The organism is Pseudomonas sp. LPH60, assembly GCF_030718165.1.
GTDB classification, from domain to species: Bacteria; Pseudomonadota; Gammaproteobacteria; order Pseudomonadales; family Pseudomonadaceae; genus Aquipseudomonas; species Aquipseudomonas danubii.
This window is the reverse complement of record NZ_JAVAJH010000010.1, coordinates 82,499-102,728: the sequence shown is the minus strand read 5'-3', so window position 1 is coordinate 102,728 and position 20,230 is coordinate 82,499. Positions and strand designations below refer to the sequence as shown.

Below are 20,230 nucleotides of genomic sequence, written 5' to 3'. Positions count from 1 at the left end.
GGTCCCCCTGCCCCGTGACAAATGTTTCACGGTGCAAACGTCCACGGCGACGAAAACCCCGCGCAAAGTCCGTTCCAGAGCCTGTGCGGTTAAATTTTCCGCCCCTGGCTCGTTATAATCGGCAACCCTTTTATGGCCATGCGGATTCGATGATGTTCAGTTGCAAAGCGTTTTTCCCCAGCCTGTTACTGATGGCAGCCTGTTCGGCCCAGGCCGCCGGCCTTGACCTGAGCTACCCGCAGCCTCCGTTGCCGGCCACCGCCCAGGCCCCGGCACCGGAGAGCGACACGCCGAAGCTCAAGTTGCAGTTCAAGCCGGCCATCAGCTACGAGCACCACTGCAGCGGCCAGTGCACCTACGAAACCAATATCGACCAGCTGCACGAACGCGAAACCCGCCACAGCGCAAGCGTCGGCTTCGACTGAGCCCCGCCATTGAACCTGCGGCACGCTTGATCCACACTCGCGCTCCTGAGTCCTACAGCAAACTCAGAAAGTCCTGTCCTGCCAGTGCCTTGTCCCGTTCTGGAGTGCATGCCTATAGTCCCGGGTCGTCCTGATGACGAACGGGTTTGGCGACCCGATGACCGTGTGCGAGAGCCCTGTGCTTGTTTGCAGGGCTTTTCGCATCCGTAACGCTGCCTATATGGCGGCTGTACGCGGGAGACCTTCGGGTCTGCCGGCTCCCCGGTCCCGGTTCGCCAACCTGCGTACAGCTGCCACCTTTCGTTTGGCGACGATCCAGTGGCGCTCTCAACCGACCGAGGCGTTACTTATGAACAGATACATGCCGATCACCGGCCACGACTGCACCATTCCTTCCCTGCTGATCGATACCCAGGCCCCTGCCGATGTGCTGTACGAAGCAGCCGCCTATCGCATCCGCGCCGTCACTCAACTGCTGGAAAACTTCGCCACCCGCCCCGACATTCCCGGCGATGCGGTGGTGCTGCAAGAGCTCGCGCTGATCTGCGCCATCCCGCTGCGCGATGGCTGCGATGTGCTGGATGTGCTGGGCCGCCAGCTGCAAGCGCAGACCCGCTGAACCGGTAGGAGCGGGCTTGCCGGCGAAGAGGAGCGTGAGCCACGTGTAGACCTTTCGGCCCCCTTCGCTGGCAAGCCCGCTCCCACAGAACGTCTCGATTGGGTGAGGCCGCATTCCAATCAGGCCGAGCAATACGCCGCCGCAGTGCTCACAAAAACGCAACACCACGCTGCGTCCTTTGTGATGGTTGGGCTAAGGTGCAAGCGCTACAGTCGGGTCATCAGCAACCCGACTGACGCCCGACACAAGGATGCGTTCGATGACTGATTTGCACGATCTATCCACCGCCCAGTTGCTGGCGCAGTTCGCCAGCCGCCAGCTCTCGCCCCTGGACTACTACGACCATCTGCTGGCCCATATCGGGCGCTGGGAGCCGCATATCCGGGCGCTCTATGCCTTCGATCCGGAGCAGGTACGCCTGCTGGCCCGGGCCGCCACCGAGCGCTGGAACAAGGGCGCCCCCAACGGCCCGCTGGACGGGATTCCAGTGACGATCAAGGAACTGATCGCCACCCAAGGCACGCCGATTCCCCTGGGCAGCGCGGCCACCGCCCTGAAGCCGGCCCTGCAGGATGCGCCACCGGCCGCGCGGATGCGTGAGGCCGGGGCGATCATCCTGGCCAAGACCACGGTGCCGGATTTCGGCATGTTGTCCTCGGGGCTGTCGAGCTTCCACGGCATTACTCGCAATCCCTGGAACACTGCCTGCAATACCGGCGGCTCCAGTTCCGGCGCCGCTGCGGCCGCCGCGGCCGGTTACGGGCCGCTGCACATTGGCACCGACATCGGCGGCTCGGTGCGCCTGCCGGCCGCCTGGTGCGCTCTGGTGGGGTTCAAGCCGACCCTGGGGCGGATTCCCATCGATCCGTACTACACCGGGCGTTGCGCCGGGCCCATGACCCGCAGTGTCGAGGACACGGTGCTGCTGATGCGCTACCTGGCCAAGCCCGACGCCCGCGACGCCACCAGCCTGCCGCCCTTGACCGGCGACTGGAGCGATGAACCGGTGTCGGTCAACGGCCTGAAGATCGGCCTGATGCTGGAGCCCGGCGCCGGGCTGCAACCGGAAGGTTTTGTCTGTGAGGCGGTGGAGCGCGCCGCGAAATGGTTCGAAAGCCACGGCGCCCAGGTCCGCACCCTGGCGCCGATCATGGACCGCGCGCAACTGGACGGCCTGGACCGCTTCTGGCGCGCCCGGCAATGGGCGGAACTCTCGGCCCTGGGCGCCGAGCAGTTTGCCAAGGTGCTGCCCTATATCCGCGACTGGGCGGCGCCGGGGGCCGAGCTGTCCGGGGTCGAGGCGGTGCAGGGCTTCAACCAGACCTTCGAGATGCGCCGACGCGCCGCCCAGGTGTTCAGCGAGTTCGACCTGGTGCTGTCGCCGACCAACCAGGTCAACAGTTTTCCCGCCCAGTGGCCGTCGCCGAGCAACGACCCGCAGCAACCGTTCGAGCACATCGTCTTCACCCTGCCCTGGAACATGGGCGAACAACCGGCGCTGTCGATCAACTGCGGTTTCGCCGCCGATGGCCTGCCCATCGGCCTGCAGATGATCGCCCCGCGCTTTGCCGATCAATGGCTGCTGCAAGTGGCCAAGACCTATGAGAGCTGGCGCGGAGCAATCCACAGCTGGCCGAATCCGCCGTCTCACTGACACACCGAAACTGCCACCTTCACCCCAGCTCCGGGCCTTGCCGCCCGGGGCCTGGGCAACCTATGAATAAAAATTCGAGGGGCCAGTATGCACAGCCAAGCGTCCAATCCATCCGCCACACCCGAGCCCGAAACGCCCAACGCGGCGGGGGGCAAGCGCAGCGTGTTCGCGGTGATCCTCGGCAACGCCGTGGAGTTCTTCGATTTCGGGGTCTACGCCACCTTCGCGGTGATGATTGGCCACACCTTCTTTCCCTCCGACAGTGCCTTCGTCAGCCTGATGCTGTCGGTCACCGCCTTCGGCGTCGGCTTTATCGTGCGGCCCCTGGGGGCGGTGCTGATCGGCGCCTACGCCGACCGCGTCGGACGCAAGCCGGCGATGCTCCTGACCCTGGTGATGATGGCCGTGGGCACCGGCAGCATCGCCATCCTGCCCAGCTACGACAGCATCGGCATCGCCGCGCCGATCCTGCTGGTAATCACCCGGCTGATCCAGGGCCTGGCCTGGGGCGGCGAAGCCGGCCCCGCCACCACCTACATCCTCGAAGCCGCGCCGCCGCACAAGCGCGGCACCTACGCCTGCTGGCAGGTGGTGGCCCAGGGCGTGGCCGCCATGGCCGCCGGCACCGTGGGCTACACCCTGACCCAGGTGCTGTCCCCCGAGGACCTCAACAGCTGGGGCTGGCGCGTACCCTTCGTGTTCGGCCTGCTGGTGCTGCCGATCGGCATCTACATCCGCCGCAACCTGGCGGAAACCTTCCACGGCCAGGGCGAAGAGGCCAGCACCGGCAGCCTGGTGCGCCAGGTGTTCGGCGAGCACCGCCGGGCCCTGGTGCTGGGGTTGCTGATTCTCTCCGGCAGCACCATCACCCAGTACTTCATCAACTACATGACCACCTTCGCCCTCACCGAGCTCAAGCTGCCCACCAGCATCTCCATGCTCTCGACCCTGGTGGCCGGCGCGGCGATGGCGGTGTGCGCAATTGCCGGCGGCATGCTCTGCGATCGTTTCGGCCGCCGCACCATCCTCATGGCGCCAAGAGTGGTGCTGTTGCTGGTGCTGTTCCCGGCGTTGCAGTTGATGACCGAGCATCCCAGCCCGACGACTTTCCTGCTGACCCTGGCGGTGCTCTCCGGCCTGCACGGTATGAGCGGCGCGGCGCTGATCGTGCTGCTGGTGGAGAGCTTTCCCAAGGCGGTGCGCTCCACCGGTTTCTCCATCGTCTACGCCTTTGGCGTGGCGGCCTTCGGCGGCACCGCGCAGATCATCATCACCTGGCTGATCGGCACCACCGGCAACCCGATGTCGCCAGTGGGCTACCTGTTGGTGGCCAACCTGGTGTGCCTGACCGCGGCCTGGTTCGCCAAGGAAACCCGCCCACAGACACCCGGGCGCAGCCACCCCGGCCAACGGCTCGCAGAAGCCCGCGCCCGCTGAGCATTCGCCTCACGGCCCGACACCCTTTTACGGCACCGCGTTTTTCTCTACCCTGCCGGCCGCGCATGACCGCGGTCGGGCGGAGGACCGACGCCTTTGATTTGTGGGGAAGCACCATGCGACAGCCTGTACTGTTCACCCTGGCACTGGCGGCCAGTAGCGCCGTCATCGCCCAGGACAACCCGCGCCCGAGCCAGCAGGACCAAGCGCCGGGGTTCATCCAGGGCAGCCACCTGGACCTCAACCTGCGCCACTACTATTCCAACCAGCACACCCAGCGCGACACCTACCTGAGCATCAAGAAGCCCGACGGCATCGAGCGCACCCGGGTCAGGGAAACCTGGGTACAGACCGGCATGCTCAAGTACAGCTCGGGCTACACCCAGGGGTTGATCGGCCTGGGCGTGGATGCCGCGCTGTTCAGCGCGGTGAACCTGGAGCGCGGTCATGGCCGGGTGGCCAATGGCGGCGACCGGGTGCTGGTGGACAGCGACGGCGATGCCCTGCCCACCTGGAGTCGCCTGGGCATCGGCGATGTGCGCTTGCGCCTGTCCAACACCGAGCTCAAGGCCGGGCGCCTGATGACCGACAACCCGGTGCTGCGTTTCAAGGACAACCGCGCCCTGCCCTCAAGCTTTCAGGGCGTGGGCCTGTACAGCAACGAAACCGACTGGCTGGCGCTGCAGGCCGGCAGTTTCGACCGGGCCATCCCGCGCACCGGCACCGGCAGCGAGCGCCTGACCACCACCTTCGGCAACCGCGCCTACAGCGGTGAGCGCATCAGCTACCTGGGGGCCACCGTGAAACCCGGCCTGGGCCTGGAAGGCAGCCTCTACGCCTCGCGCTTCGAAAACATGTGGGACCAGTACTACCTGGGCCTGACCCACCGCGCCGGGGACAAAAGCCAGCTGGCGCTGAAGACCGCGTTCAACTACTACCACACCCAAGACCAGGGCCAGCAGCGCCTGGGCTACATCGACAACGACGCCCTGAGCCTGGCCATCACCGGCAGCCATCAGGCCCATAGCCTGACCCTGGCCTGGCAGCAGGTGTTCGGCAACGAGTACTTCGACTATGTCTGGGAGTCCACCGGCAACTACATGGCCAACTCCCTGTACTCGGACTACAACGGCCCCAATGAAAAGTCCTGGCAGCTGCGCTACGACCTGGATTTTGCCGCCTACGGCGTGCCCGGGCTGAGCGCCAGCCTGTGGCACGCCAAGGGCTGGGACATCGATGGCACGCACTACGACGGTGATCGCAACGGCCGCAACCGCGGCTACAACGTGCGCGGCCTGGACGGCGCCAAGCACGACGAAAACGGCCTGATGCTGGCGTATGTGGTGCAATCCGGGCGGCTCAAGGATGCAGTGCTGCGCACCATCGTCTACAACCACCGCGCCAGCGGCGGGCAGATCGACGGCAGCTATGACGAGTTCCGCCTGGTGGGCAACTTTCCGTTCAAGTTGTTCTGAGAAATGGGGCGGTGCGATGGCGAGAGATCGCCAGGCAAGGTCCTGCGGACCTTGTCGTAGCCTCGCCACAGGCTCGGCAGCGGCTACAGGGTCATGTATGCAGGACCTCAATCGACCAGGGCGTAGTGCTGCATTGCGCGGGCAAGCATTTCCTGGCATTTCAGGGTGGCCACCGACAAGGGGCGGTTGCGCACCACGCACAGGTCGACGCGGATCCGCTCCAGGGACTCGTCGTCGATCGGCACCGCCACCAGGCCATCCCCCAGGTCCCGGGCCTCGGCATCCACCTGGGGCAGGATCAGCACCGCCGCGCGCTGGCGGGCCAGGCTTTTCTGCACCTCCAGGGAACTGGTGGTGAACACCGGCAGAATGCTCACCCCGCGCTTCTTCGCCGCCCCTTCCAGGGCCTGGCGCACGCCGTAGGCGGAATCGGGAATCGCCAGGGGCTGGCCCTGCAGGTCCGCCAGGCGAATGCTCGGGCACTGGGCAAACGGGTGCTCGGCGCTGACCAGCACCCGGTGCCACAACTGGCAATGGGCGGTCACGTCCACCTCGGCCCGCTCCGGCAGATAGAAGGCCAGCCCCAGGTCGGCCTCGCCGCTGCACAGGGCATCCAGGGTGGCGCCGGCACTGGCGATGACGATGTTGAAGGTGACTTTCGGATGGGCCCGGTTGAACGCCGCAAGCACCGGCGCCAGCACGCTGGAAACGATACTTTCCGACACATGGATGCTGACGTTACCCGCTACCTGGCTCTGGCGACTGGCGATCACGTCGCGCACCTGATCGAAGCCGCGCAAGGTGGAACTGACCTGCTCGGCCAGGCACTCGCCTTCCACCGTCAGGCGGATGCCCCGCGGGCCGCGCTCGATCAGCGCAGTGCCAAAGAAGTGCTCCAACTGCTCGATCTGCCGGCTCACGGCGGTAGGCGTCACGTACAGGCGCTCGGCCGCCTGACGCAGGGAGGCACACCGGGCCACCTCGTGGAAGTAACGCAACGCTCGTAACTGCATGGCCACAGGCCCCCTCGCTGAACGGATCCAGCAGGCACGCAATTACTGCGCCAGCCCTTGGCCAATCGCTCCTGACTCCGCGGATGTCACACAAAAGATTGATCTGCACGGTGCCCCTGCCTAACCTGCTAGAGCGCCGACGCCTCCTTCGGCAAGCACCATTCCCCGCGCCCTGGCCGGCCCGTTTGCAAGGATTTTCCATGAACACTCTGCCCCGCACCGCATCCCTAGCCTCACTTCTCGCCGCTCTGGCGCTGCTCGGCGCCTGCTCCAGCGTGACCCGGGAAATCAGGCAGGAACCCACCATCACCTCCGCCGGCATCCTGGCCTTTCGCGATATCTGCCTGAAATCCGCGCCGTCCTTCGCCGGTGCCGAAACCGCCGCCCGGGCCCATGGCATTCTTGAGCTCACCGATGCCGGCTTCGCCAAGATGGGCATGAACGAGGACCAGACCCTGGGGGTCCAGGTCCAGGCCGGCAAGGAATGCGCGATCACCACCCCGAGCCAGAACGACAGCTCGCTGACCCAGCAGTTTCTGAGCATGGCCGGCAAGTTCTCCAGCACCCCGCTGGCACAGAGCGTGCCGACCAAGATCACCCTCGACGGGCAGACCTTCATCCTCATGCACGATCGCCGTGGCGGTGAAGCCTATGTGATGCTCAAGGCGCCGTAATAGCTACTGAACGGCGCCCAGGACCTGCCGCCCCGCCAGCCTCAGCCCCGAGCGGCTGAGGACACTGCGCAAACTTCCCACTTGAGTACAGCGCTCACAGACTGCGCGCGCGCCCTGGCAAGAAGCGTCTTGGATATTTACCAGTCGCTTCTTGCGCGAATCTTTTGCCCGTTTTTCTGAACTAACATGCTTGCGCTGTTTACCAAGCCTTCACTCTCTTGGGGTTACGCCGCGGTCTCCGCGACCCTGCAAAACATCGTTGACCCCATGCAAAAGAGTCATCGGGCCTATGACTTCCACAATAAAAGCAGTGACTGCCGAGTGACCCATTTTACGCAACGAGCCCTAACAGCTCTGACCAGGGTTTCTTCCGAGGACCCCATGAAAAAAAGACGCGTGCTTATCGTCGACGACCATCCCATCATCTGCGCCGCGGTCAGCGAGCTGCTTGAAGAGAACGGCTACAAGCCCATCGGCGAGTCCTCCGACGGCTTCGACGCACTGGACAAGATTCACAAGCTGCGTCCGGACTACATGCTGCTGGACATTTCCCTGGACAACCTGGATGGGCTCTCGGTCCTGCAACGCATTGCAGTGGACCAACTGGAGGTCAAGACCCTGGTATTCACCGCCAATCGCGCCAGCACCTACGGCGTGCGCTGCATGCAGGCCGGGGCCATGGGTTTCATCAGCAAGAGCGCCGGCCTGCAGGAACTGGTCAAGGGCCTGAATGCCCTGGCCGACGGCTATCTGTATTTCCCCAAGGAAGTCCTGGAGATGTACCGGGGAATCGGCCACGCCGCCAATGACGCACTGAACAACCTGACCAACAAGGAACTGGTGATCCTGCAATTGCTGGCCAGCGGCTACAGCAACCTGGAAATCGCCAGCAAGCTCAACCTGAGCAACAAGACCATCAGCGGGCACAAGATCAATGTGCTGAAGAAACTCGGGGTGCGCACCACCATCGAACTGGCCACCATCGCCAAGGAGATGGACCTGCTGTGAGCGGTGCCGGCCCGCAGTGGCACTAGCCCTGACGGATCAGCCGCAGCGGCGGGCTGTCCGTGGCCAGCAGCCGGGCCAGCGCTGCCCCCTTCATCGGCCTGTGGAACAGATAACCCTGAGCCGCATCGATTCCCAGGCGCTGCAGATGCCGGCGCTGCTTCTCGGTTTCGATGCCCTCGGCCACCAACTCCAGGTCGAGCGAACGGGCCAGCCCCACCAGGGCCTCGATGATCCGGGTTTCCTTGTGCCCCAGGGCACTGGCGACAAAGCCCGAGTCGAGCTTGATCTGGCCGAAGGGAATGTCCGCCAGACGCATGATCGACGAATGCCCGGTGCCAAAGTCGTCGAGGGACAGGCGTACCCCGCTGTTGAGCAGAACGCTGATGTTCTCGATGCTCTGCATGTCCAGGGTCAGGGCCTGGCGCTCGGTGATCTCCAGGGTGACCTGAGTCTTGGGCACCCCGGCGGCGTCGATCTGCTGCAACACCCGGGCGGCAAACTCGGGATCGGTCAATTGACTGGCCTCGATGTTGTAGGAAAACACCAGGGCCTCGCCGCCCGGCGTGCCCTGCAATTGCCGTTGCACCTGCAGCCCCTGGTGCACCAGACACTCGAATAGCTGGCGATGCCGCGACGGACTGTCGAACAGGTCGAGGAAGAATTGCGGCCCCAGCACGCCCTTGTCGGGATGCTGCCAGCGGGCCAGGACCTCGACACCGGTGATGCGTCGGGTGCGCAGGCACACCTGAGGCTGGAAGTAGGGAATGAACTGCTGCGCGGCCAGGGCCTGAAACACATCCCGTTGCGCCACCCAGTCGTTGCTGGCGGGAGGGCGTTTCGGCGCGGCCAGGGTGCTGCTGCGGGTGTGCTTGTGCACCGCGCGCTTGACGGTCAGGGCCTTGAGCAGCAAGCCGCTGATCTGCGTGGTGTCCAGGTCGCTGTAGCTGCCGGCGCAGTACTTGCCCGAATGTGCGCGGAAATTCGCCAGCCCCCAGCGGATGGGCGCATCCAGGGCCTCGCATTCGATCATCGAGAAAAAGCCATAGTGCTCGCAGAGCCGGCGCAGGTAGTAGATGGCCGTCAGCGACTGCAGGGAATCGCAGATCACCAGGTCCAGTTGATCCAGCTCGGGCGGGAACTGCGCCCATTGGCTTTCCTGACCGATCACCTGAACCCGGGCAACCCCGGAGGCTGTGAGTATTCTAGAAAGGCGTCGAACCCGAAAAGCGTTCGAACACAACAGCAGTACGCTCAACGTCGACATCAAGACAGCTCCGGAAAAAAATCATCCTATCCAAAACAGCTTCGCTTGAACTCAGGACGCTTCCTGAATCGGAGCAAGAGCTTTCCGAGTTCATGCCCTTGCCGGCCCCACCGCCCCCAGGGGCGGGTGTGACCAGTCGCTGCGGTTACTTGTAGGTCAGGGTAAAGGCCGCCCGGGCATTGGCCTTGCCCGGCTCGGGGCCTGCCGCCGAATTGGAGGTCTGGATGTAGCGGGCCTTGAGTTCGATGTTCATTTGGCTGCCGCTGAGACGGGCCATCGATACCTCCTGCCCCAGGGTCAAGGGGGTGACGCCATCCTTGCGCAGGACCTGCACCGCCACGCCCTTGGCGGTGGAGTCCGACGTCAGGCCGAGAATGCCCCGATGGGCGTCGAGGATCGCCGAGCCCTGGACGCCCTCCAGGCGCAGGTGGGCGTTGGCGTTCTGGTAGTAGTTCCAGCCCTGATCCGTCGGGTAGGTGCCCGCCGTACAGTTGGTCAGGGGAATGACCACATCCTTGCTGTCCATGTGGCTGTCCTTGCCGTTGAACTGGCGACGCATGACCTCGCCCATGGGCACTTCGAGGTAGGTGTTGGCGCCGCCGGCCAAGGAGCACTCCGAACGCACCACAGTGGCGAGCAGGAACACGCTGTGGAAACGGCGGTTGCCAGACCAGAACGCCACTGCCGATTGGCTGTTACTGACCTGCGAGCTGCCCATGGGAATATCATTGCTGACTTTGATCAGGGTGAAGCGGGTTTCCACCGGATCAACGATACGCAAGACCTGAGTATTGCTCAGTTTGAACGGGACCAAAGGATGTGCCCCGCTGACGTTGATCCAGTGCGTCATGCTGCGACCGGGGGCACTGATCACCACGCCGACGCCGGGCACATTGGTCTTGAGGATGGTGGCCTTGCTCAAATCCAGCCCCGTGAACTGTGGCAGGGTGATGCCCGTCACTCTGGGCCAGGCATTGAGTCGAGTCTCCCACAGATCGCCATGGCGACATTCAATCTCGCTGGAGTGCTTGTAAGTGAAACTGGCATTGGCCGTGCCGATCACCGAACCGATGGGCGCATCACGGGGCACATACTGAGTGCCCATGTCGAAGTCCAGATACTTTTCAGTATCACCACCGGTGCAATCGGCCCAGGCGCCGCCACTTATGCAACAAAGCAAAAACAATAATCGACCGTGCATTAACTGCCTCTGATGCTCTTTTCCAGCACAACTAAAAGAGTCAACAGGCTAACAAAAGCACCCGCCAAAAAACCCAAGAAGCTTCTTGTAGAAAACCAAGAACATCCTTAAAAGTCCGTCAGCGCACTGCTCTTTAGAACCGTCCAAGAGGGTGCGCAGGTATAATTCGGATGTTAAACCGGAGTTTTATCCTATACCGCTATAAACACTCTCCAAGTAAGAATCAGAATGAGGAAACCATGACGAGAACCGTACTGATCGTGGATGATCACCCGATTATCTGCGGGGCAATCAGAGTCACGCTGGAGCAACATGGCTATCAGGTCGTTGCCGAATCAACCGATGGCCTGGACGCCCTCGCCAAGATCCGCAGCCTGGCCCCGGAGTACCTGCTGCTGGATATCGGCCTCGATAGCCTGGACGGGCTGTCGGTGCTGCAACGCATCCACTCGGAAAACCTCAAGATCAAGACCCTGGTCTTCACCTCGCAATTGGCCAGCACTTATGCGGCCCGCTGCATGCAAGCCGGAGCCCTGGGCTTCATCAACAAGAGCGCCAACATGGATGAACTGGTGAAGGGGCTCAACACCATCAATGACGGTTATCTTTACTTCCCCAAGGAAGTACTGGCCCATTACATGGAACACGGCCAGAACAACGAGTCGGCTTCGCAGAGACTCACCAATAAGGAAATCATCGTTTTGCAACTACTGGTCCAGGGACTGAGTAATGTGGCCATCGGTGAACGCCTGCACTTGAGCAACAAGACGGTCAGCGGACACAAGATCAACATTCTTCGCAAGTTGGGGGTACGCACTACCATAGAGCTGGCCGGCATAGCCAAAGAAATGAATCTGCTTTGACCTGCGCCCTATGAACCCCATCTACCTGACGCTACTCCTGACTCTGTTCACGGTCCTGCTGCCCGCCGTTGTCCAGGGTGCCGACCCCTTCCAGTTATCGTCACGGGGACAAGCCCTGCAGTTCTCCGCCCAGGTCACCGAGCAAGACCGGGCCTGGCTCAGCCAGCACAAGCCGGTCAGAATCGGCGTGACCTACCCCGACTACCCGCCGCTGACCATCTTCACCGAGAAAAAACAGCTGGAGGGCATCCTTGCGGAAAACCTGCTGGCGCTGCAGAAAGTCCTCAACATCCGCTTCGAGATCAGCAGCTATCCGGACCGCATGAGCGCCTTCAAGGCACTGCAAGCGGGAGAAATCGATCTGGTGGATGCCGCCACCCAACCGGAGGCGGAAAAGTACGGCGTACAAATCTCCTCGCCCTACGCCTATACCCAGATCGCCCTGTATTCCACCACCGGCAGCCTGCTTGACGTGGACCTGCGCGATCCCGCGGCACAGATTTCCTCCACCCCCGACGGCTTCATCGACGAGAACACCTTCAAGATCTTCCGCAGCGCCACCATCAAGAACTACCAGTCGCCCTATGACGCCATCGCCGCCGTGCTCAAGGGGCAGGCCCAGGCCTACCTGGGCGACACCGTCAGCACCAACTACCTGCTGAACCAGAGCTTCAACAATCAGCTGGTGACCAACATCAGCGTCAACGGCCTGGAGGCCTACATCGGCTTTGCCTACACCGGGCAGAACCGGCGCCTGGTCTCGATCCTCAACCAGCAACTGCAGTCGCGCAGCCGCTGCCAGATCATCCGGATGGTCAACTGGTGGGTGGTGACCCTCAAGTGCAGCGATGACGAATTCGTCAGCGTGCTCAACAACGAGGAAAAGCAGCTGCTGCAGAGCAAGAGGCCCTTCCGGATCGCCGTCAGCGAAGACCTCGCGCCCTACGCGCTGTTCGACAACAGCGGCCAGTTCGGCGGCACCATGTCCGACATTCTGGAACTGGTGCGCCTGAACTCCGGACTGCGCTTCGAGATCGTCCGCACCCGCTCGGTGCACAAGGCCATGGAACTGCTCGACAAGGGCGAAGTGGACCTGGGAATCATGTCGGAAACCGACTCGCGGGATCGCAAGTACCTGTTTACCCGCCCGGTCATCACCACGCCCTATACCCTGATCACCCGAAACAACGGCCCCGAGGAGTTCAACCTCAAGGACAGTCCCGAGCAGAGCATCGCCCTGCCCACCTCCGACGCCCTGCTGGAACACATCCGCCAGAACTACCCGCACCTGAAGATCCACACCACCGACAACGTCGCCGACTCCCTGAACCGGGTACGCGACGGCGGCAGCGACTTCACCCTGACCTCCACCAACCAGGCCCGCTACTACCTGTCCTACAAATACGAGGACGCGCTGAAAGTCTCGGGCCTGCTCAAGGGCGTCAACGCACGGATCGGCCTCGCCAGCCAGCCGCAGAACAAGGTGCTGATTTCCATCATCGAAAAGGCCCTGCTGCGCATTTCCCCGAGCGAGACCGCGGCCATTTCCGGACGCTGGCGGGCCAACGCCGCCACCGACAACAAGTACTGGGAACAGGTGACCCTGCGGGTCTATCAGGTGCTCAGCGCCTCCTTCGTCCTGCTTCTGGCCACCTGCATCTGGATCCTTTACCTGCGCAAGCTGATCTTCAAGAAATCCATCGTGCGCAAGCAATTGCAGGAGCGCCTGAGCCTGATCCAGAACATCGTCGACAGCATTCCCCACCCGATCTACGTGCGTGACCGTGACGGCGAGCTGTTGCTGTTCAACACCCCCTACGCCCAGACCTTCGTCCCCGGCGCCACCTCCAGCACCAACAGCAAGGTCCTCGACGCGCTGCTCAGCCGCACCGTGGTCAATCAATGGCAGCACGACTATGAGCAGGTGGTGCGATCGGGCAGCGCGATTGCCCGAGACCAGACCCTGCACCTGGGCGGCCAGAGCCTGGATATCTACCACTGGATCCAGCCGCTGCGCGACGATCAGCAGCAGGTGTTCGGCGTGGTCTGCGGCTGGCTGGATATCGGCGATCGCCTGCGCATCCTCGAAGAACTGCGCCAGGCCAAGGAGGCCGCCGACCGGGCCAACAGCGCCAAGTCGACCTTCCTGGCCACCATGAGCCACGAAATCAGGACCCCGATGAATGCCATCATCGGCATGCTGGAGCTGGTACTGACCCGCAAGGCGCCCCAGGGCAAGAACCTCGAATCGCTGCAATTGGCCCACGAGGCGGCCGTCAGCCTGCTGGAGCTGCTGGGGGGCATCCTGGATATCTCCAGCATCGAATCCGGGCAGACCCGCCTGCACCTGGAAACCTGCACCCTGCGGCAGATAGTGACCTCGATCCGCGGGATCTTCGACAGCCTGGCGACCCGCAAGGGCTTGTCGATCATCACCCACTTCGATGCCTGCGCCGACCTGCCATTGCGCCTGGACCGGCTGAAGATCAAGCAGATCCTCTCCAATCTGATGAGCAACGCGATCAAGTTCACCGACAGTGGCGACATCACCCTGCGGGTCCAGGGCGTGGCGCTGGGCGAACAGCGCTTCGCCTTCTCCATCAGCGTGCAGGACACCGGCCCGGGCATCGATCCGGCCGACATGGCCAGCCTGTTCACGCCCTTCTCCCGGGTCACCGTCAACCGCAACAGTGGCGCCGGCATCGGCCTGTGTATCTGCCAGTCGCTGAGCCGGATCATCGATGGCGACCTGCTGGTGGACAGCAGCCCGGGCAAGGGCACCACCATGACCCTGACCGCCTGCGCCGAAGAAGCCCCCCACAGCGACACCCCACTGGCGCTGCCCAAGAGCGAACCGGCGGCGCCCATCCAGCGGCGCCTCAAGATCCTCATCGTCGAGGACCACCTGCCGAGCCTGACCCTGCTCAAGGAGCAGATCGAACTGCTCGGCCACCTGCCGATCCTGGCCCACGACGGGCTTGAGGCGCTGTTCATCTGGGAGGACAACGAGGTCGACCTGATCATTACCGACTGCAACATGCCGGAGCTGGACGGCATCGGCCTGACCGAAGAGATCCGCCGCCTGGAACAGCAGATGCGCATGCCCCCCTGCACCATCATCGGCACCACCGCCAGCGCCCGGGGCGAGGACATGCAGGCCGGCCTCGCCGCCGGCATGGATGCCTGCCTGCTCAAGCCCTTGAGCGTGTCGATGCTGGCCCGCTACGTGCCGCTGTTCAGCGAGAGCAGGACGCCGCAGGAAGTGGAAGACGGCAGTTCGGCGCTGTTGCTGTTCAACCTGCCGGAGGACAAGCGCCGCAGCCTGCTGGGCCACCTGATCGTCTGCAATCAGCAGGACCTTCACGCCCTGGAGGAGGCCATGGCCCGCCTCGACTTCAAGACCCTGGCCAGCCAGGCCCACAAGCTGAAAAGCTCGGCGCAGATGATGCAGTCCGACGCCCTGCTGCGCTTGTGCGAAACCCTGGAGCAAGCCCTGGCGGACAACGCCGCCGTCGACGCCCTGGCCCATCTGTGCCAGGAGGTCAGGACCCTGATGGAACAGCTCAACAGCACCCTGGCCACTTCCGCCCAGCCACATTGAGCCAGGGCGCACCAAGCCCGGGTGCAGAGCCAAACAAAAGCCCGCAAGCCGAAGCTTGCGGGCCGGGTCTGACGCCGGGACCGGGCGCTAGTGGCCCAAGGGCGCGCAACGCAGGTTCGCCAGCTTGAAGCCTTCCTGTTCCCGGGTCTGTTGCAGGTCCAGGGTGACGGCACATTGCTGACTGGCGGCGGTCCCCCAGACCAGGCGGAAGTCGCGACTCTCGCCCACCGCCAGCAACACCTGGCCCATGGGGCCCACGGCATTGACCTTATGCCCCGCGGCATCCAGCACCGCCGCGCCGAACGGCACCACCGCGCCCCCGGGCAGGGTCACGCTGGCCAGCACCTTCTCGGTGTGCCGGGTCTTGAAGCGCGCCAGCACCACCGCACCGCGCCGCGGGGTCACGGTGCTCACGCCGCTGTCGATGTCGGTGTTGGCGTCCAGCTTGCTGGTGTCCAGGCTGATGCGGTTGCGCCGGTACGGCTGCACATAGGGCACCAGGCTGTAGCCCTTGGCATCGGTAAAGGTGCCCGGCGCATTGTTGACCCCCACATTGGGGGTGTCCTTGACCTCCACCAGGGCCATGGTATCGCCCAGGCTCTGCCCCAGTTGCACACCACCGGCATGGGCCAGCACCGAGCCGGAGAGGCCGACGTTGGCGGTCTTGTAGGCGCTGCTGCTGCTCAGGCCGGCATTGAGGTTGGCCCAGGGCGCGCGATAGCCGACGGAGGCCGAGCCGGTGTTGGCCGAATGCTCGCTGCGCAGCATGTCCAGGTTGTAGTTGAGGTTGTGGTAGTCCCCCGCCAGGCCGCTCAGGCCCAGGCGCTGATCGTGGCTGCCGTCGGCATTGCGCTCCAGGCTGACGCTGGCGTTGTGCCGACCCAGCGGGAAACTCAGGGTCAGGCCCACCTGCACGCCCTGGTCATCGCTGTCGCTCAGGCTCTTGCTGGCGTACAGCGACAGGTTGACCCGCTGCACCTGGCCACTGACCCCGAACTGCACCTGACGTTGCTGCCGGGACGAGTTCCAGTAATCCTGCTGTGACAGGTTCAGGTACAACGACGTGCTGTCGGCAAAGGCCTGGGAAAGGTTGGCCTCCAGCCGACTGCGCCGGCTGACCCGCCGATAGCGGCCGTCCGCATCGTGATCGCCGTCCCAGGTGCTCTGGCTCACGGCCTCGCTGAAGTCCCGGTAACCGGGGGTCGAATAGCGATAGCCGGCAAAGCGCAGGTTGGTGCCGGTGGCGAACGCCTTGCCGTAGCGCAGGCCATAACTCTGTCCACTGAGCGACCCCAGCGGGGTGTCGGTCATGGCCTGGGTCACGTCCAGGGACAAAGCGCCGAAGGTGCCCAGGCCCTTGCCCACGCCGACTTGATAGGCGCGATAGCCCTCCCCCAGCAACCCGCCCAGGGACAGGGTGTAGTCCCGCGGCATGCCATAGGCCAGGGATGCCTGGGTGAAGGCCGGCTGCTCCACCTGCGAGCCCGGCTCATGGTACTGGCCGGCGCTGACGCTGTAGCGCCAGGTGCCGTCGCGCAGCAGGTTGCCCAAGGTCGCGTAAGGCTGGATGAAACGCCGCTCGCTGCCATCGGCCTCGGTGATGATCACCTCCAGGTCACCACTGCCGGACGCGGCGTTGAGGTCGCGGATCTCGAAAGGCCCCGGGGAGACGAAGGTGCTGTACAGCGAATAGCCGTGCTGACGCACCTCGACCCGGGCCTGGCTCTGGGCCACGCCATGGATCACCGGCGCATAGCCCTGCAGCGAGTCGGGCAGCATCTGCGTGTCGCTGGCCAGTTGCACGCCACGAAACGGCACACTCTGGAAGGTGTCCCCCGGGGTCACGCTTTCACCCAGGGTCAGGCTGCCCAGGGTCCCCGGCAGGTCGCGTTGCACATAGCTGGCGGCGCGCTCCCAGGTGCCGTCCTTGCGATAGGACGAACTGGAGCGCAGGCGCCAGTCGCCGAGGTTGAGACCGCCATTGAGGTAGAGGTAATAGTTGGCCGCGTTGCGCTGCGGGTTCCTGCTCTGGGATCCGGAGAACTGATAGTTGAGAAAGCCGGCATTGACCCCGCTGTCCCACTCTTCGGACGCCACATAGCCCCGAGCATCGCGGTTCATGGCTATCTGCGGCACGCTGATGTCCAGCCGGAGCTGGCGGCTGTCGAAATTCACGCTCGCGCCTTGCACCAGCCCGGGCAAGTCCAGGCATTGCTCATCGATGCCGGGGGCCTGCAAGGGAGGCAGCTTGACTCCCATTTCCGTCAGCAGTGCCTGCGGCAGGCAGGCCTTGAGGCCCTTGTCGCCGGGGACAAAGCTGAGGTCGCGCTGGGCAAAATAATCACGGTTGAGACTGATCTCCACCAGGTAGCGGCCCGGGCCCACGTCCTGCTCATGGAGCATGGCTTCGAGATCGCTTTTCAGCGCACCGCTGCCGCCAAAATCCGCCACGAATCCGCTATCGAACTCTGCGGCGACTACTGCGCTGTTCTTGAGCGCGGCCAACAATAGCGATCCGGCTAAACAACCGACCCAGTTTTTCAAACACACACACATCCCGAACTTGACCCTCTGCATGAATGCGCTGGTTTCATTCCGTAGGCACGTCATCGGCTCAGAACGTCGCGCTGGACTTCAACGGATCGCTGTAACCCCCGTAGTCATTGATGATCGAGAATTCCACCGTGGCGCTGCCGGACTTGAGCCGGCGTTTGAGAGGGAAGTCCTGGGTGGACTTGGGGGCCACCATGTCGACGTCCTGCAGCTCGATCGGGGTGTCGCCATCCATCACCCGGATAGCGATGAAAGTGATGTGATAGGCACTCGGGTTGGTCACCTGCAACACCGTTCCCGACGGTTGCGCCAGGAGTTTCCAGGTCAACTGGCCGGGCGCGTCCTGAGCGCTGCCCGGCAAGTGGCCGGGCCGATAGAACAGCTTGACCCGGGTGCGCACCGCCACTTTCAGGGTGTTCTCCTGCTTTTGCTCCAGCAGGGGAATTTCCTGGGCATTGAAATAGAACACCGACTCCCGATCCTCCGGCAGTTTCCCGGGCGTCTTGATGATCCGTACCACCTGCTCCTCGCCCGCGCGCACCTTGAACAGCGCCGGCATGGCGATGAACGGGCTGAGCGAGCCCTTGCTGTCCGCGGCGTCATTGACCCAGGTCTGCACCGCGTAATCGCTGCTGGTGAGGTTGGAGACGATGGTCGAGGCACTGCGTTCATCGGCGTTGAGGATGATCCGCGTGCCATTGAGCATGATGCCGGCGCTGGCCTGGGAGACGGGCCAGAGCAGCGCCAGGGACGCACACAGCAGCGCGCCGCGAAAGCGAGGGAAAGTAGTCATATCGATCAGAACCTGAGGCAGGGAACAGGGCATGCCGAGGCCCCCAAGTCACAGGCAGGAGCCTCGGCCGGAACGCGCTTACTTGTAGTCGACGCTAAAGGACGCCTTGGCGTTGGCGGTGCCCGGCGTGGCTTCACCGGTGGCGATGTAGTTGGCGGTGAAACGCATCGGTTGGGTCAGGTCCGCGTACTCGCTGGAAGCCCGGCCCAGTTGCACGTCCACGCCCTTGGCGTCGCGAATCTGCACCGCGACGTTCTTGGCCACCCCGGCGCCGCCTGCGCCCTCCAGGGCCAACCACTCACCGTTGGGGCCAGCGGCACCGTTCATGCTGAGAAAGCGCACGGTGGCGGTCTTGCCGGTCAGCACACAATCCTTGTCGTCCTTCGGTGCCGTCATGCTCAGGGCAAAGGAACCGGCGCCAGCGGTATCGCCGGCCTTTTTCAGCGACAGGGCGGGCGCGTTGCCCAGGGAAACATTAACGCCGGCACCGCCGTTGAGGTCGCCGACACTCACCGAACAGGTATTGGCAGTGATCGAGCCGGTGAAGTTGATTTCGCCGTCGGCCGCCATGGCCTGGGCAGCGACACAGCACACAGCGACAGACAGTGCGGACTTGATGAATTTCATGGGTTTTATACCTATCTCGTGTTTGACGTTTGCCTTGCTCCTCAAGGCCTGGAAAGCCTACAAACGTTAACTTGTGAATGAGATAGGACGGCTCTCGGGCGTGACCGAGAAGATTCTTGATTGCAAACCGGAGGCCCATCAAGACGTTCGGCCTCAAGCCCCCCGAAAGCCTTGGCCCGAAGGGCCTGCAACAACTAAGAAGCCCGCACCAGTGGCTTTTTTTCGGGGCCGAGCCTGTGCTCTTCATACCTGCGCCGCAGGGGCAATCGCGCTGATATTTCCGTGCAACCACTGCCCCCGACGCCAGCTGTTGCTGGCGATGCCAGATCAGGTTGAGACGCTGGACCTTGGCCAAGCCCAGGACAATCTCCAGCGGCGATCCGAGTGCTGGATACTTCGTGGCGCCCCCCCCCCCGGCTGCCTGTAACGGCAACCGGGGGCACGTGAATCACTTGGCCACGGCGGGACCAGGACCCTGCTGCGGCAGGAACAAACGCGCGGTCAGCCAGCAGGTCATGGCGGCGGCCAGGAAGATCCGCAACAGCGTCACTAGCGGCGCCAACACGGGCATCAGCAACAGCTACCCCTCCCCTGACTTCGCCGAGCAAGCGCGGATTGCTGATCAGATGAGCAAGCAGCAACACGAAGTTCAGCAGGTCGAGGACTAACGGATGACATACAAGTCTTCCCGACGGATCTTTTCACTGGCTCTGTGGGCATAACCGGGATCGCTTTGCAGGATCGATGCAAAACGCTCGGCCAGTTGTTGCACATTGGCCTCCAGGCGATCCGGCCTCAGGCTCTGCACATCCTCCAGTTCGCATGCCTCAATGATCAGATTACAGAGCTCGGGCGATAGCCCCTTGTCCTGCAAAATGCTTGCGGTACGCGGCGTGAACAGGATCCACTCGGCCTCCTCCAGGGAGATGGCCTCGGTGCGCAACGACGTCAACAAGCCAATCGCCAGCGTGCACACCAGCCGGGTGGCCTGTTCAGAGCCCAGAGCTTCAACCATCAACGATA

17 protein-coding genes are annotated in these 20,230 nt (G+C 63.5%); 9 read left to right on the top strand and 8 right to left on the bottom strand.

Going from position 1 to position 20,230, the window contains the following annotated elements:
• Window positions 1–152 precede the first annotated feature (152 nt).
• The 5 genes from Q8O96_RS28525 to Q8O96_RS28505 all read left to right on the top strand — a co-directional run bounded on the left by Q8O96_RS28525 (window position 153) and on the right by Q8O96_RS28505 (window position 5,610).
• On the top strand, window positions 153–425 hold the full coding sequence (locus tag Q8O96_RS28525) for a hypothetical protein (RefSeq protein ID WP_231978970.1): 273 nt from the start codon (window positions 153–155) through the stop codon (window positions 423–425).
• A 349-nt stretch (window positions 426–774) separates the two neighbouring features.
• Window positions 775–1,044 carry a hypothetical protein gene (locus tag Q8O96_RS28520; protein ID WP_102864870.1) on the top strand — a complete coding sequence of 90 codons (270 nt, stop codon included), beginning with the start codon at window positions 775–777 and terminating at the stop codon, window positions 1,042–1,044.
• Window positions 1,045–1,303: 259 nt separating this feature from the next.
• The gene (locus Q8O96_RS28515) at window positions 1,304–2,698 is read left to right on the top strand and encodes an amidase (RefSeq protein WP_305949875.1); all 1,395 of its coding nucleotides are present in this window, start codon (window positions 1,304–1,306) and stop codon (window positions 2,696–2,698) included.
• 87 nt (window positions 2,699–2,785) lie between these two features.
• Window positions 2,786–4,135: a citrate-proton symporter gene (locus tag Q8O96_RS28510; RefSeq protein ID WP_305949874.1), complete on the top strand. Its 1,350-nt coding sequence runs from the start codon at window positions 2,786–2,788 to the stop codon at window positions 4,133–4,135.
• Window positions 4,136–4,251: 116 nt separating this feature from the next.
• Window positions 4,252–5,610 carry an OprD family outer membrane porin gene (locus tag Q8O96_RS28505; protein WP_305949873.1) on the top strand — a complete coding sequence of 453 codons (1,359 nt, stop codon included), beginning with the start codon at window positions 4,252–4,254 and terminating at the stop codon, window positions 5,608–5,610.
• Between the two features lie 107 nt (window positions 5,611–5,717).
• On the opposite strand, the gene Q8O96_RS28500 is transcribed toward Q8O96_RS28505, so the two are convergent.
• Entirely contained in the window at window positions 5,718–6,623 is a 906-nt protein-coding gene (locus tag Q8O96_RS28500; RefSeq protein WP_102864866.1) for a LysR family transcriptional regulator, read from the bottom strand.
• A 200-nt stretch (window positions 6,624–6,823) separates the two neighbouring features.
• On the opposite strand from Q8O96_RS28500, the gene Q8O96_RS28495 reads away from it, so the two are divergent.
• A complete protein-coding gene (locus Q8O96_RS28495; RefSeq protein WP_102864865.1) occupies window positions 6,824–7,297 on the top strand; it encodes a hypothetical protein in 474 nt (157 codons plus the stop codon).
• A 381-nt stretch (window positions 7,298–7,678) separates the two neighbouring features.
• A complete protein-coding gene (locus Q8O96_RS28490) occupies window positions 7,679–8,305 on the top strand; it encodes a response regulator transcription factor (RefSeq protein WP_102864864.1) in 627 nt (208 codons plus the stop codon).
• Window positions 8,306–8,327: 22 nt separating this feature from the next.
• Here the strand turns inward: Q8O96_RS28490 and Q8O96_RS28485 are convergent, their stop codons facing one another.
• Both Q8O96_RS28485 and Q8O96_RS28480 read right to left on the bottom strand, forming a co-directional pair.
• A complete protein-coding gene (locus tag Q8O96_RS28485; protein WP_305949872.1) occupies window positions 8,328–9,569 on the bottom strand; it encodes an EAL domain-containing protein in 1,242 nt (413 codons plus the stop codon).
• Between the two features lie 145 nt (window positions 9,570–9,714).
• Window positions 9,715–10,674, bottom strand: a complete 960-nt coding sequence (locus Q8O96_RS28480) for a fimbrial protein (protein WP_305949871.1) — start codon at window positions 10,672–10,674, stop codon at window positions 9,715–9,717.
• Between the two features lie 335 nt (window positions 10,675–11,009).
• On the opposite strand from Q8O96_RS28480, the gene Q8O96_RS28475 reads away from it, so the two are divergent.
• Window positions 11,010–11,633, top strand: a complete 624-nt coding sequence (locus Q8O96_RS28475) for a response regulator transcription factor (protein WP_102864861.1) — start codon at window positions 11,010–11,012, stop codon at window positions 11,631–11,633.
• A 10-nt stretch (window positions 11,634–11,643) separates the two neighbouring features.
• Window positions 11,644–15,234: an ATP-binding protein gene (locus Q8O96_RS28470; protein WP_305949870.1), complete on the top strand. Its 3,591-nt coding sequence runs from the start codon at window positions 11,644–11,646 to the stop codon at window positions 15,232–15,234.
• An 87-nt stretch (window positions 15,235–15,321) separates the two neighbouring features.
• Here the strand turns inward: Q8O96_RS28470 and Q8O96_RS28465 are convergent, their stop codons facing one another.
• The 5 genes from Q8O96_RS28465 to Q8O96_RS28445 form a co-directional block, all read right to left on the bottom strand.
• Window positions 15,322–17,739: a fimbria/pilus outer membrane usher protein gene (locus Q8O96_RS28465; RefSeq protein WP_305949869.1), complete on the bottom strand. Its 2,418-nt coding sequence runs from the start codon at window positions 17,737–17,739 to the stop codon at window positions 15,322–15,324.
• Window positions 17,740–17,848: 109 nt separating this feature from the next.
• Complete coding sequence (locus Q8O96_RS28460) at window positions 17,849–18,580, bottom strand: molecular chaperone (protein ID WP_305949868.1); 732 nt, start codon at window positions 18,578–18,580, stop codon at window positions 17,849–17,851.
• Between the two features lie 78 nt (window positions 18,581–18,658).
• On the bottom strand, window positions 18,659–19,207 hold the full coding sequence (locus tag Q8O96_RS28455) for a fimbrial protein (RefSeq protein ID WP_102864858.1): 549 nt from the start codon (window positions 19,205–19,207) through the stop codon (window positions 18,659–18,661).
• A gap of 448 nt (window positions 19,208–19,655) precedes the next feature.
• The gene (locus Q8O96_RS28450; RefSeq protein ID WP_258009287.1) at window positions 19,656–19,784 is read right to left on the bottom strand and encodes a hypothetical protein; all 129 of its coding nucleotides are present in this window, start codon (window positions 19,782–19,784) and stop codon (window positions 19,656–19,658) included.
• An 87-nt stretch (window positions 19,785–19,871) separates the two neighbouring features.
• Window positions 19,872–20,222: a DUF3969 family protein gene (locus Q8O96_RS28445; RefSeq protein ID WP_305949867.1), complete on the bottom strand. Its 351-nt coding sequence runs from the start codon at window positions 20,220–20,222 to the stop codon at window positions 19,872–19,874.
• Window positions 20,223–20,230 lie beyond the last annotated feature (8 nt).